Annotated in this window: 9 protein-coding genes; 3 read left to right on the forward strand and 6 right to left on the reverse strand. The window is 73.4% G+C overall.

All coding sequences use genetic code 11. The annotated features are described in order from the left end of the window. Positions 1–82 precede the first annotated feature (82 nt). Positions 83–211: a hypothetical protein gene (locus tag ACFV6E_RS13570; protein WP_385461405.1), complete on the forward strand. Its 129-nt coding sequence runs from the start codon at positions 83–85 to the stop codon at positions 209–211. An 85-nt stretch (positions 212–296) separates the two neighbouring features. On the opposite strand, the gene ACFV6E_RS13575 is transcribed toward ACFV6E_RS13570, so the two are convergent. Continuing rightward, positions 297–671 carry a hypothetical protein gene (locus ACFV6E_RS13575; RefSeq protein ID WP_385166329.1) on the reverse strand — a complete coding sequence of 125 codons (375 nt, stop codon included), beginning with the start codon at positions 669–671 and terminating at the stop codon, positions 297–299. Between the two features lie 199 nt (positions 672–870). Here ACFV6E_RS13575 and ACFV6E_RS13580 point away from each other — a divergent pair, with 199 nt between their 5' ends. Beyond that, positions 871–5,355, forward strand: a complete 4,485-nt coding sequence (locus ACFV6E_RS13580; protein WP_385461408.1) for an HAD-IC family P-type ATPase — start codon at positions 871–873, stop codon at positions 5,353–5,355. Positions 5,356–5,451: 96 nt separating this feature from the next. On the opposite strand, the gene ACFV6E_RS13585 is transcribed toward ACFV6E_RS13580, so the two are convergent. From ACFV6E_RS13585 to ACFV6E_RS13595, 3 genes are all read right to left on the reverse strand, one after another. Next, a complete protein-coding gene (locus tag ACFV6E_RS13585; protein WP_385166327.1) occupies positions 5,452–5,925 on the reverse strand; it encodes a hypothetical protein in 474 nt (157 codons plus the stop codon). A 276-nt stretch (positions 5,926–6,201) separates the two neighbouring features. Next, positions 6,202–8,406 carry an MMPL family transporter gene (locus tag ACFV6E_RS13590; RefSeq protein WP_385174062.1) on the reverse strand — a complete coding sequence of 735 codons (2,205 nt, stop codon included), beginning with the start codon at positions 8,404–8,406 and terminating at the stop codon, positions 6,202–6,204. A 233-nt stretch (positions 8,407–8,639) separates the two neighbouring features. Continuing rightward, positions 8,640–9,140: an HIT family protein gene (locus ACFV6E_RS13595; RefSeq protein ID WP_385461411.1), complete on the reverse strand. Its 501-nt coding sequence runs from the start codon at positions 9,138–9,140 to the stop codon at positions 8,640–8,642. A 126-nt stretch (positions 9,141–9,266) separates the two neighbouring features. On the opposite strand from ACFV6E_RS13595, the gene ACFV6E_RS13600 reads away from it, so the two are divergent. Next, positions 9,267–9,779 carry a hypothetical protein gene (locus ACFV6E_RS13600; RefSeq protein ID WP_385174068.1) on the forward strand — a complete coding sequence of 171 codons (513 nt, stop codon included), beginning with the start codon at positions 9,267–9,269 and terminating at the stop codon, positions 9,777–9,779. Positions 9,780–9,865: 86 nt separating this feature from the next. On the opposite strand, the gene ACFV6E_RS13605 is transcribed toward ACFV6E_RS13600, so the two are convergent. After that, positions 9,866–11,383, reverse strand: coding sequence for an MmgE/PrpD family protein (locus ACFV6E_RS13605; protein ID WP_385461414.1), 1,518 nt, complete (start codon positions 11,381–11,383; stop codon positions 9,866–9,868). Next, complete coding sequence (locus tag ACFV6E_RS13610; protein ID WP_385461417.1) at positions 11,380–12,543, reverse strand: acyl-CoA dehydrogenase family protein; 1,164 nt, start codon at positions 12,541–12,543, stop codon at positions 11,380–11,382. The genes ACFV6E_RS13605 and ACFV6E_RS13610 overlap by 4 nt, the downstream gene beginning before the upstream one ends. Between the last annotated feature and the right edge of the window lie 21 nt (positions 12,544–12,564).

A 12,564-nucleotide genomic window follows, 5' to 3' on the forward strand; every position in this document is an offset into this window, starting at 1 on the left:
CACGCAAGGAGGGTTCCGACAGCGGTGGCTCTCCGGACCGGCCGGGCCGGGTGCCGGACGGCCGGGACGGAGATTGAGGTTCATGGGCGGTTTTGTGGCGGGCGTGCTCGCGTGGATCGGGATGGCGGTCGCCGAGGCGATCCTCGTGCGCCTCGCGTGGGAGCTGTACAGCTACGTGCGTTCGCGGCGCGCCGCCGCAGCGGCGGCATGACACACGCGACGGCGCCCGGCGGCGGAGTGCCGCCGGGCGCCGTCGCGGTCGTCCGGTGTCCGACGTCCCGGTCCGGCCGGGACGGTCAGGACTTCTTCGTCCGGGACTTCTGGTGTTCCTCCGGGGCGCGCTGCTCCCTGCCCCGGCCGCGGACGACCGCTGCCGTCCCGCCGATCGCGAGGGCCACCGGCCACTCGAGGGCCCCCACCGCCGCGAGCACGCCCAGGCCGCCGCAGAGGAGGACGGTCTCGGGTGCGGGCCGTGTGGGGATCCAGGAGGCGACGGTCCGCATGTTCGCGGACATGTCGCCCGGGGTGAAATAGGGGATGGGCAGCTGAGCGTGCACCGTGTGCACATGCAATCCTTCGGCGCTCTCGTGGGGCTGCTGTCCCTTGGCTGCCCTTCGGTGCGCCTCTTGCTTCGTGGTGTTCTTCGGTCCACTGGCTGTGGTGGTGGACATTTCGGCTCCTCGCCCGGCCCTTTCGCCGGTAGGGCGTACGGTGACTCGTCCGGGCCGGCGGGTACCGTGCTCCCGCCCCGCCAAGCAGCGGAATTCGGCCGCTTTCCGGTCGCCCGCGTTCGAGTCGCCGCTCTCCGGGTACTGGCGCGGTGCCCGATGGCGGGGCACCGCGTCGAACCGGGAAGGCGGGTGACGAGAGGTGCAGCTTCCGGGGATGGGCACGGTGCGGGCGGCCGCACGGGTGACACTGGAGATGCTTCGCGACCGGGAAGAACGCCTGTGGTTGTTCGACGGTCGGGCACACATAGCCGTACGGGGCCTGCGCGACGCGGCGGACGGGCGCGCGGACGTGCCCGCACAGGTCGAGCGGCGGCTCGCGGCACTGCCGTGTGTGCGGTGGGCCGCGGTGAACACCGTCCTCGGCTGTGCCGTCGTGGCCACCGAGGGCGAGCCGGGCGACCCGGCGACCGTGGAGGCCCTGCTGCGGACGGTCCGCACGGTCGAGCAGGAGCACGGCTTGGCCGGCCCGCTCCCCGAGCACCCGCTCGCCGCGGCGCACGCCGTGCGGACCGCCTGGCCGCTGGCCGTTCAGGGGGCCGCACTCCCGCTGGCCCTCGCGGTCCGGCTGACCCGCCTGACCCCCGTGCCGGCCGCGCTCGCCTCCGTCGCCGGTGTCGTCGACGCCCAGCCGCGGCTGCGCCGGCTGCTGGAACGGGCCGTCGGCGAGCACCGCGCCGGAGTCGTGCTCGCCGGCGTGAACGCCGTCGTCCAGGCAGCCGCCGGCGGAGCCACCGGTCTCGCCGTGGACACCGCACGGTGCGCCCTGCGCGTGGCCGAACTCGACGCGCGGCGCCACGCCTTGCGGGCGGCCGAGCCATGGCTGACCGGCACCCCCGCCCGTGCCGCCGCCGTCCTGCCGGCCCCCGCCCCGCGGACCGCGCCGCTGCGCGCCGGGAGCGCCGAACGGTACGCGGACCGCGCCGCCCTCGTCGCCGGCGCGGCCTTCGCCGGGACGCTCGCCCTGACGCGCGAGCCCGGCCGGGCGACGGGCGCGGCGCTGGCCGCCCTGCCCAAGGCGCCCTGGGCCGCACGCGACGCCTTCAATGCCACGCTCGGCCGGGCCCTGGCCCGCCGGGGCGTGCTGCTGGCCGACCCCGCGGCGCTGCCGCGCCTCGACAGGGTCCGCACCGCCGTCCTCGACACGGACGTCCTGATCACCGGCCGCTACGTGCTCGCCGACCTCGTCGCCCTGGGGGACGACGCGCCCGCCGGTGAACTCGCGGCCGTCGCACACCGTCTGTTCGATCCCGTCGCCCCCACCGAGGTGCGCCGGGACGCCGGGTGGGAGCTCGGCCCCCTCGACCGGCTCCGCCTGCGCGGGCGGACCGGCGCGCGGGCCCGGGACCGGCTGCGGAGCGAGGGCGCGCACCATGTCCTCGGGGTGGCCGAGGACCGGCTTCTGCGTGCTGTGATCAGCGTCGTGCCGGAGTTCGACGAGGCCGCCGACGCCGTCGTCACGGCCGCGCGCCGCACCGGGCTGACCGTACTGGCCGCGGGCGAACACGCGGGAGCCGCCGCTCTGCCGGAGACGGACGGGACCGTGCCCGGCGGCGACCGTCTGACCGCTGCCGTACGCGACCTCCAGCAGGACGGCAGCGCGGTGCTGCTGCTCTCCCGGTGTCCGGCCGCGCTGGCCGCCGCCGACGTGGGCATCGGTCTGCCGGGGACGGACGGGCTGCCGCCGTGGGGAGCGCACGTCCTGCTCCAGCACGGTCCCGCGGACGCGGTCGTCCTGGTCGAGGCCTGCCGGGCGGCGCGGACCGTGGTCCGGCGCGGAGTGCGGCTCGCCCAGGCCTCGGCGGTGCTGGGCGGAGCGATGACCCTGACCGGACGCCGCGGCCGTCGGCTCGGCGCGCGTGGGCTCATGACCGCCCATCAGGCGGCCGCCCTGGGGATGGGACTCGGCGTGTGGTCGGCGGCCCAGCTGATGCGGCGCCCGCTGCCGACCGCCGCCGCGCGGCACCCCTGGCACGCCATGACCCCGGACACGGTGCTCGGCCGGACGAACAGCAGGCAGGGCGGGCTTACCGCCGAGGAGACGCGGCTGCGCTGCGGCCCCTCGGGGGAGCAGGCCCGGCGGCCCTCGCTCGCGCGCGCCTGCCTGACCGAACTGGCCAACCCGCTCACCCCGGTCCTCGGCGGCGGCGCCGCCCTCTCGGCCGGTGTGGGCGCCGTTCTCGACGGCTGGATCATCGTGGCCGTGACCGCGCTGTCGGGGCTGATCGGAGGGGCACAGCGCCATCTCACCGACCGGCTGGTCGACCAGTTGCACCGGCAGTCCGCGGTCGCCGCCACCGTCGTGCGGGACGGCGAGGAGACGACGGTCCCCGCCGAGGAACTGGTCGTCGGCGACCTGGTGCTGCTCAAGTCCGGCGACGTCGTCCCCGCCGACGGCCGGCTGCTGGCGGCGGAAGGACTCGAGGCCGACGAGTCGGCCCTGACCGGTGAGTCGCTGCCGGTCGCCAAGAACGTCGCCCCCGTCCTGGCGGCCGAGGTCGCCGACCGTACGTCCATGGTCTACGAGGGCACCACCGTGGCCGCGGGCCGGGCCCGGGCCGTCGTGGTAGCCGTGGGCGAGGCCACCGAGGCCGGGCGCAGCGCACGGGCGGGCCGGGGGGCCGCGCCCGCGGCCGGCGTGGAGCGCAGGCTGGCGCGGATCACCCGGATCACGCTGCCGGTCGCCCTCGGCTCGGCCGGGGCGCTGATGGCCGCGGGTCTGGTGCGGGGCCGCCCGGTCCGCCGGACCGTCGGCGACGGTGTCGGCCTGGCGGTGGCGAGCGTGCCCGAGGGGCTGCCGTTCCTGGTGACGGCGGCTCAGCTGGCCGCCGCGCGGCGGCTGTCCGCGCAGGGCGTCCTCGTCCGCAACCCGCGGACCGTCGAGGCCGCCGGGCGCACCGACGTGCTGTGCTTCGACAAGACCGGCACGCTCACCCACGGGCGGATCACTCTGGCCGCCGTGTCGGCGGAGGACCGGAAGCTGCCCCTGGACCGGCTGGAGCGGCGGCACCGGGCCGTCCTCGCGGCGGCGCTGCGGGCCACCCCGCGCCGCCAGGACGACGCTCTCGAACACGTCACGGACCGAGCCGTTGTCGAAGGGGCACGGTCGGCGGGGGTGCGCCGTACGGAGTCGGCGCAGGGCTGGCGCCGCTCCACCAGCCTGCCGTTCGAGCCCAGCCGGGGCCTGCACGCCACCCGGGGCCGTCGCGGGCAACAGCGGATACTGTCGGTGAAGGGCGCCCCGGAGGAGGTCGTCGCACGGTGCGCCGCCCACCGCGGCCACCCGCTGGAGCGCACCGGCCGCGAGGAGATCCTGACGGGCGCCGAGAAGCTGGCCGCCGAGGGCCACCGGGTGCTGGCCGTCGCCGAACGCCACGACGCTCCCGGAGGCCGGCTGACCGACGAGGCGGTCACCGGTCTCGACTTCCTCGGTTTCCTCTGTCTGACCGATGAAGTGCGCTCCACGGCCGCCGAGTCGGTGCGGCGTCTCAGCGACGCCGGGGTACAGATCGTGATGATCACCGGCGATCACCCGCAGACCGCCGAGACGGTGGCCCGCGAACTGGGGCTCGTCAACGGTCACCAGGTGGTGACGGGCGCGGAACTCGACGCGATGGACGAGCGGGAACTGGCCGCCAGGCTGCCCGCCATCGGTGTCGTCGCGCGCGGCACGCCCTTGCACAAGGTGCGGGTCGTGCAGGCGTTCCAGGCGCTAGGCAGGACGGTCGCCATGACGGGCGACGGCGCCAACGACGCCCCTGCCATCCGGCTCGCCGACATCGGCATCGCCCTGGGCGGGCGCGGGACGCCCTCCGCCCGCGCGGCAGCCGATGTCGTGGTGGCCGACGACCGGCTGGAGACGATCCTCGCCGTACTCGTCGAGGGCCGCGCCATGTGGGCCTCGGTGCGGCAGGCCCTGGCCATCCTGGTGGGCGGCAACCTCGGCGAGATCGCGTTCACCGTGCTGGCCGCCGCCGTCACGGGCGCCTCACCCCTGACGGCACGACAGCTTCTGCTGGTCAACCTCTTCACCGACCTCGCACCGGCGATCGCCGTGGCGCTACGGCCGCCCGGCGGCCCCGACGCCACCGGACGCCTCCTGCGCGAAGGCCCCGAAGCCTCCCTCGGCACCGCGCTCACCGACGAGACCGTCGTCCGCGCCGCGGCGACCGCCCTGGGCGCCGCGGCGGCCTGGCTGGCCGCCCGCGTCACCGGCCGCGAGGTCCGCGCCCGCACCGTCGCCCTCATAGCCCTGGTAGGGGCCCAGTTGGGCCAGACACTGCTGGTCGGCGGCAGGTCACCGGCCGTTGCCGCGTCGGCGGCCGGCTCCCTCGCCGCCTTGGCGGCGATCGTCCAGACTCCTGGCCTCAGCCAGTTCTTCGGCTGCACCCCCCTCGGTCCCGTCGGATGGGCGACGGCTCTGGGCGCCGCCGCGGCTGCGACCGCGGGCTCCCTCCTGCTTCCACCACTGGCGTCACAGATCCGCGTACGCCTCCTGGCACGGGACGACAGCACGCACCGGGACGACGAGGAGGGCAGCGGGCGGCCGGACGCGGACGGCGACCGGCAGGGCGGCGGGAAGGACCGGCCTCCCGACACGGTCGTGCCGGTCCCGCGGCGCGCCTGAGCCGTGCGGTGCGAGGGCGCCCGGCCACCGCGTCGGCCGACGTTGGAAGGCCGACGCCGACGGCGCCCGTGGAGCCGCCGTCCTGGATTCGCCCCCTCAGCCGTCCAGCTTCGCGCAGAGGTCGCCCACCTTCTCGTAGGCGGACGTCGCCTCGCCGCCCTTCACGTCGAAGGTGTTGAGGCGTGTCGTGATGTTCTGCAGGGCCTTGTCCAGATCGGCGTAGCGGTCGTCCAGTTCGGCTGCGGAGTGGGCCAGCGCGGCGGCGCCGCCGGCGCGGTTGAAGTAGGCCTCGGACGTGCTGTCGTCCTTGCTGTAGATCTTGTCCAGCGCCGGGACGCGGCTCCACGCCTCGCAGGCGCCCGCCGCGTCGGCCGCCGCGTTCTTGGTCCCGCTCCCGGACGCCGCGCTGTCCGGACCGCCCCACAGCAGCCTGCCCACACCGAGACCCGCACCGGCGGCGACGACGGCGGCGACCAGCACCACGGTCCACCGGGACGGGGCGGCACGGCCACCGGCGGGCGGCGCGGGCGGCACGGAGGGAGGAGGCGGTACGGGCGCGGGCGCGGTCATGGCAGCGGCTTCCTTCGCTCACGGCTGGGCCGTCTCGGTCACGGGACGGCAGCAAGTGAACCATGCGCGGTGCGAGTTGTGAGCCGAGCCGAAAAGAATCGACGGACGGACGGGGGTGGCCGGGCCCACGGCCCGGCCCCCCCCCCCGGCGGAAGCGGGAGCCCCGCCGCGCAACGGTGGGCCGCGATAACGGCTAACCCCCGTAACCCCGCACCCACGGCGGCGGGGCGGGGGGGGGGGGCCGCCCCGCCCCCCCCCCCCCGCCGGTCGTACGCGTCAGCCGCGCCGCTCAGCGGAGGACCGCGATACCTGCTCCCCGCCTTCACCGGGAACCGAGGCCGGACCGTCGTCTCCGGAGCCCGTGCGGGCCGCCGCTTCGTCCGCCGTCCCGTCCGCCCGGTCGCCGTGCCCCGGCCACCACGCCGCGTGGCCGATCAGCGCGGTGAGACTCGGCGTGAAGAACATCGCCATCACGAACGCGGCGATGGCGATGCCGGAGGAGACCGCGAAGCCCATCTCCGTGAGCAGCGAGTTGCCCGCCAGCATCATCGTGGCGAAGGTCGCCGCCAGGATGAAGCCGGCCGCGGCCACGGTCGGCCCGGCGTGCCGCAGTGCCATCCCGGCCGCCTCACGCGGCTCCCGGCCCGCGCGGGCCTCCTCGCGCAGCCGGGCGATCATGAGGATGTTGTAGTCGGTGCCGATGGCGACCACGAAGAGATACATGATCACCGGGAGCATGAACATCAGACCCGGGTGCCCCTGCCCGTTCTGGAAGATCCAGACCGTGGCGCCGAGGGTGGCGCTGAAGCCGAGCCCGACCGAGGCGATCAGGTACCAGGGGGCGACGATGCTGCGCAGCAGCAGCCCCAGGATGACCATGATCAGGGCGGCGGCCACCGGGAAGACCGTCCGGTAGTCGTGGTTGACCGCGGTGTCGATGTCCTTGTAGATCGAGGACATGCCGCCGACGAGGGCCTCGGCGCGGTCCGGGGCGTTGGCGTGGGCGACGTCGCGCACCCTGTCCACGGCGTCGATGGCCTTCTCCGTCGACGCCTCGTACTTGAGCGTGACGGTGACGTCCGCAGTGGTGCCCGCCTTGTTCACCTGGGCGAGGCGGGCACTCGCCACGCCGTCCACGGCGCCGAGCTTCTCGGCGTACGGGGCGAGGGCGGAGCGGTCGAGGGGCCGGCCGTCGGTGCTGGAGAGATAGACGTCGGTGGGAGCGGCGGCGCCCGCCGAGTACGCCGTCCGGAGTTCGTCCTGGACGACCATGGACTCCTTGGTCTTCGGCATGGAACCGGAGGCCAGGTCGAAGGTGGCCTTGTAGCCGAACACGCCGAGCGACAGCACGATCAGGACGAGACCGGACAGCGCGGCGGTCAGTGCCGGACGGCGCTGCACGCCACGGCCGAGGGCGGCGAACCGGGCGTTCTCCGGCTCCTTGCGCCAGGACTTGGTGGGCCAGAAGACCTTCGGCCCGATGAGCGAGACCACGGCCGGGATCAGCGTCAGGCCCGCGACCAGGGTGACGGCGACCGCGATGGCGAGGGCGGGACCCATCTGCTTGAGGAAGCCCAGCGTCGACAGCACCAGCGCGAGGAAGGCGATGATGACCGCTCCGGCGGCCGAGGCGATGGCTTCGCCGACCCGGCCGACCGCGTTGATCATGGCCGTCCTGGGTTCGTCACCCGCGCGCAGGCGTTCGCGGTAGCGGAAGATCAGGAAGAGGAAGTAGTCCGTACCGACGCCGAAGAGCACGACGATCAGGATCGAGGAGACGGAACTGTTGGCCTGGAGGTCGAACAGTTTGGTGGCGAAGGCGATGAGCCCGTTGGCGATGGCGGAGACCAGGCCGATCAGGATCAGGGGCAGGACCGCCAGGATCGGCGCCCGGAAGATGATCAGCAGGGTCACCAGGATGATGACGAAGGTGCCGATGCCGATCAGCGCCTCGCCGCGTTTGGAGGAGTCCTGCTGGTCGAGGGCCTGCGCGGCGGAACCGCCGAGCTTGACATCGAGGTCCGTGCCCTTCGCCAGGGCCTTGGCCTCCTCGCGCAAGGTCTTGGCCGCGTCCGCCTGTTTGGGCTGTCCGGCGTTCTTGCTGTCCATCTGGACCAGGGTCATGGCGTACTTGCCGTCCTCGGACGGCTGGCCGGGGACGACCTTCTGCACCTGGTCGATGTGCTTCTCGCCCAGCTCGGAGGTGATCCGGGCGACGTCCTTCTGGTCGGCGGCGGTCAGCTTGCCGCCGTCGGTGCGCTGGTAGAGCGCGATCGCGGACGGGGTGAAGGCGCTGGGGAACGCCTTCTGCTGGAGCTCCGCCGCTTTGATGGACTCGTAACTCTTGGGAAGAAAGCTGCTCTCGTCGCTGCTGGAGGGCAGGCTCGGGGCGGTGGCCACGATCGCCACCGCGGCTATCAGCCATGCCACGATCGTCCAGACGGGATGCCGGACGACGGTGTTGCCAATACGTCGGAACATGCGGGGTGTCCTCCTGAACAGGAAGATCACCGCAGCCCGGGGAGCGGACCCTGGCATCGGCGACCCCGACCGGCCCAGCCGTGCGGACCGGTCGCATCGTTGTCTTGAGCTCGTATGCTAGTGACCTGGGAAACGGCACGCGAAACATGGGGACGGCGTCGGGGCCTGCGTGAGCGCTGCACCACCCGCCGTCGGCCGGGCCACCGCGCCCGCTGCCCTTCGTTTCTCGCCGGTCAGACGGATCGGCTGCCTCCGGGGCGCCCTCCCCGCAGCAGGCCGGCCCGCAGACGCCCGACGAACTCGCCGACGGCTGCCTCACGGCCCCTCGGGGCCCCGGGCCACTCGTCGACCCGGGTCCACCGGTACTGCCGGGGTGTGCCGGGGTAGCGGGGCAGGAGATGCACGTGCAGGTGGGGCACCTGATCCCCGATCACGGCCGCGTACACGTGGTCGGCGCCCGCCACGTCACGAAGCGCCCGGGCGGCCGCCGCGTTCCAGTGGCCGACGCGTCCGGCTTCCTCATCGGTGAGGTCGGCGAGCCCGGCCGCGTGCCGACGTGGTTCCACCAGGAGGTGTCCGAGGTAGACCTCCTCCGGTTGCCCGGGAGCCCGCGGGGACAGATGTGAGACCACCACGAGGTCGTCCTCGTGCACCGGCCCTCCGGGCATCAGCGTGACATCCCGGTGCTTCCGGCAGACGAAGCAGTCCACCGCCCGCCGCTCCGTATCCGTCATGACCGCCATGGTGCCCGACCGCGCCGTGCCCGCCCACCACGGCGTCCGCACACCTCGACGGCTCGCGTCTCCGCGACGGCGCGCCTAGCGATCGTCCACGAGCGGCGTAGGTTGGGGCCGGCCAGCTTGCGGGAGGGTATCGATGCGGGCGGTGCGGGATGTGTCATCGCGACGGCGTCGTCAGAAGAGAAGCGGGCGTCCGCCGTCGGGCTCGGTGCCGGTGCGGCGATCGACGGCGAGCCGGACGGCTGCTGGTCCACGGAACTCGTAAGGGAAGCGGTGTGCACTGAAGTGCAGTTGGAGTGCGTGATCTACGTCGACGTGCGGAGCTGGGACGTCCTGGGCAAGGTGCTGGTGAAGCGCCTGGCCGGGGTGTCGATCGACGGAAAGACGCTCAGATCCGAGCTTCAAGAAATCGAGTGGGCGCACAACGACTACGAGGCGACGGCCTCCTCGGACGGCGACTTCATCGGTTGGCCCACTGTGTTGGAATGCGAACCCAGAACCGATGCACCGCTCGTCGACGTCGCGGCGGAGACGGCGGAGATTCTGCGGTCCCTTTGGACGACGGGATACCGGGCCGTCGCCGCATGCGATTACGAGCACCTCTTGCCCCGTCGCGGTGGTCGCGACGGGTGACCGAGAGGTTCCCACCTCTCGGGTCCGTCGGTGCAGCCGACGGACCGTCACAGGTGTGTTGCTCGGGCTTCAATGGTTCGGTGCTGTCAGCGAGGCGCGGAGGAGCAGGTCTCTGCGAACTGGTGGGCCGTCAGGGGTGGGGTGTTGTCCGTTGCGGCTTTGCCGAGGCCGAGTACCGCTGACTCGACGCGCGCGGTGACCGTGTCGTCCGCGCCGGTTCGGGTGGCCATGTTCTCTCGGAACTTCGCCGTGATGTCGGCGTTGGTGAGCGGCCGGGTGTCGTGGCCGCGGTTGACCTGTTCGCGGTGGGTGAGCACCCGCCCGTCGTCGAGTTCGATGCTCAGCACCCCCGAATAGGCGCTGGGGAAGGCGCTTTCGGGATCGTCGGTCACCTCGACCCGGCGGGCCAGCGCGAGGACGTCCTCGCTCTCCCGGGCCGGCGTGCTCAGCTCGGTCAGCCCGAAACGGTCCCGCACGAGCGCGGCGGCCACCGTGAAGGGCAGGCTGAACTTGGCGTCGTACTCGCTGCGGGGCGTGCGCTTGGCGGCGAGCGGTTCGGCGATCACCTTGCCCGGGACGGGGTGGATGCCCGCCGTGACGCGAGTGATCCGGGCCGGGTCCGCGCCCTGGCGCCGCAGTGCGAGGGCCGCGTCGATGAACGGGTGCGTGAAGTGGCACGATGCGTACGGCTTGACCGCCGTACGCATCAACTCCCATGCCGTACCCAGCCCTTCGGCCACCGCCTCCGGCCGCGCCGTGCGCTCAGGGGTCCGCAGGTGGGTGTTGTAGAGGCCGAAGCGTCCCTCGTACACCGCGGGCGGGCCGCTCCAGCCCGCCCGCGCGAAGGACGCCGCCGTCAGCCCGCACATCGCCGCCCAGCCGGGGTGCAGCCGCTTCGTCCACGCCCCGTCCTCCAGGAATTCGAGGAGCCCCGCCGCCATGGAGCCCACGACCCCCTGCGCGGTCGCGATGCCGTCCGCGTCGAGACCGGCGAGCTTCGCGGCCACCGTCGCGGCCCCGAACGCGCCCGCGACCGGCGTCGGATGGAAGCCCCCGTCGTGGAAGTGACCGGCGCCGCCCAGACCGACCCGGGCGGCGACCTCGATGCCGAGCACGTACGCGGCGAGCAGTTCGTCGCCGCCCGCGTCGGCCCGTACGGCCGCGGCCAGCGCGGCGGGCAGGGCACTGGCACTGACATGGGTGACCGAGGCGATGTGGGTGTCGTCGAAGTCGAGACCGTGGATGAGCACACCGTTCAGCACGGCGGCGTCACGCGGCTCGAGACGCTCCGGGCGGCCCAGTACGGGACAGTCACCGCCGGTCCGTGCGGAGCCCGTCACCGAGTCCGGGCCGACGGCCGCCGCCGCGGCCTCGGCGAAGTCGCGGTCGGCCGAGACGAAGGCCAGGCCCACGGCGTCGAGCATCAGGTACCGGGCGCGTTCCGCGACGTCCTCGGGGATGACGTCCAGGGTGAGCCCGGCGGCGAAGCGACCGACACGGTGCGCGAGCCCCGCCTCCGCACCTGCACCCGCACCTGCCCCCGTTCCCGCTTCCGTCCCGGTCGCGTCCCGCGGCGCCGGTGCCTCCCACTGACGCTCCGTCACGCGACCTCCGCCTTCCCCGCGAGCAGCGACTTGGCGACCACCGTGCGCAGTACGTCGTTGGTGCCTTCGCCGATCGACATCAGCGGCGCGTCCCGGTAGAGCCGTTCGACCTCGAACTCCGTGGAGTAGCCGTAACCGCCGTGGATGCGCATCGAGTCGGTGGCGCAGCGCAGCGCCGTCTCCGAGGCGAAGATCTTGGCCATGCCCGACTCGGTGTCCATGCGCCGGCCCGCGTCCATCTGCGAAGCCGCCCAGTACGTCAGCAGCCGGGCCGCCTGGAGCTGCGTGGCGATCTCGGCGAGCCGGAGCTGTACCGCCTGGAAGTCGCCGATCGGCTGCCCGAACGCCTGCCGGTCACGGGCGTAGGACAACGCCTCGTCGTACGCCCGCTGCGCCACCCCGACCGAGCGCGCGGCGATGTTGATCCGGCCGGTCTCCAGCGACGACAGCGCCTGCTGCATGCCGCGTCCCTCCACGCCGCCGAGCAGCGCGGACACCGGCACCCGTACGTCGGTCAGGACGACCTCGCAGGACTCCGGGCCCTTGTAGCCGAGCTTGCCGATGTCCTTGGTCACTTCAAAACCCGGCGAGTCGGTGTCCACGAGGAGGACCGACATGCCCTTGTGCGCCGGGCTCGCGGTGGGGTCGGTCTTCACCAGGACGGGCAGCGGGTTGGCGTACCGGGCGTTGGTGATCCACATTTTGGTGCCGTTGACCACGTAGTGGTCGCCGTCCCGGCGCGCGGTGGTGCGGATGCCCTGGAGGTCGGTGCCGGCGCCGGGCTCGGTGAGCGCGAAGGCCGTGCGGCGCTCGCCCGTGGCCAGGCCGGGCAGATAGGCGCGCTTCTGCTCCTCCGTGCCGTGCCGGCTGATCATCCAGCAGGAGACCGAGTGGCTGCCGAGGATGCCGGCCACGCCCATCCAGCCGCGCGAGATCTCCTCGAAGGTGAGCGCGAAGGACACGGTGTCCACGGCGAGCCCGCCGTACTCCTCGGGGATGACCAGGCCGAAGAGGCCGAGCTTCTTCATCGTCTCGACGATCTCGGCGGGGTAGCGGCCGGCGTGCTCGTACTCCCGGGCGACGGGGACGATCTCCCGCTCGACGAAGTCGCGCAGCATCCGGCGGTACATCTGTTGTTCCTGGTTGAGGTTGAAATCCACGGCGCTCTCCGGAGAGGTGGT

Origin of the sequence: Streptomyces sp. NPDC059785, assembly GCF_042732375.1 — a bacterium.
GTDB lineage: Bacteria > Actinomycetota > Actinomycetes > Streptomycetales > Streptomycetaceae > Streptomyces.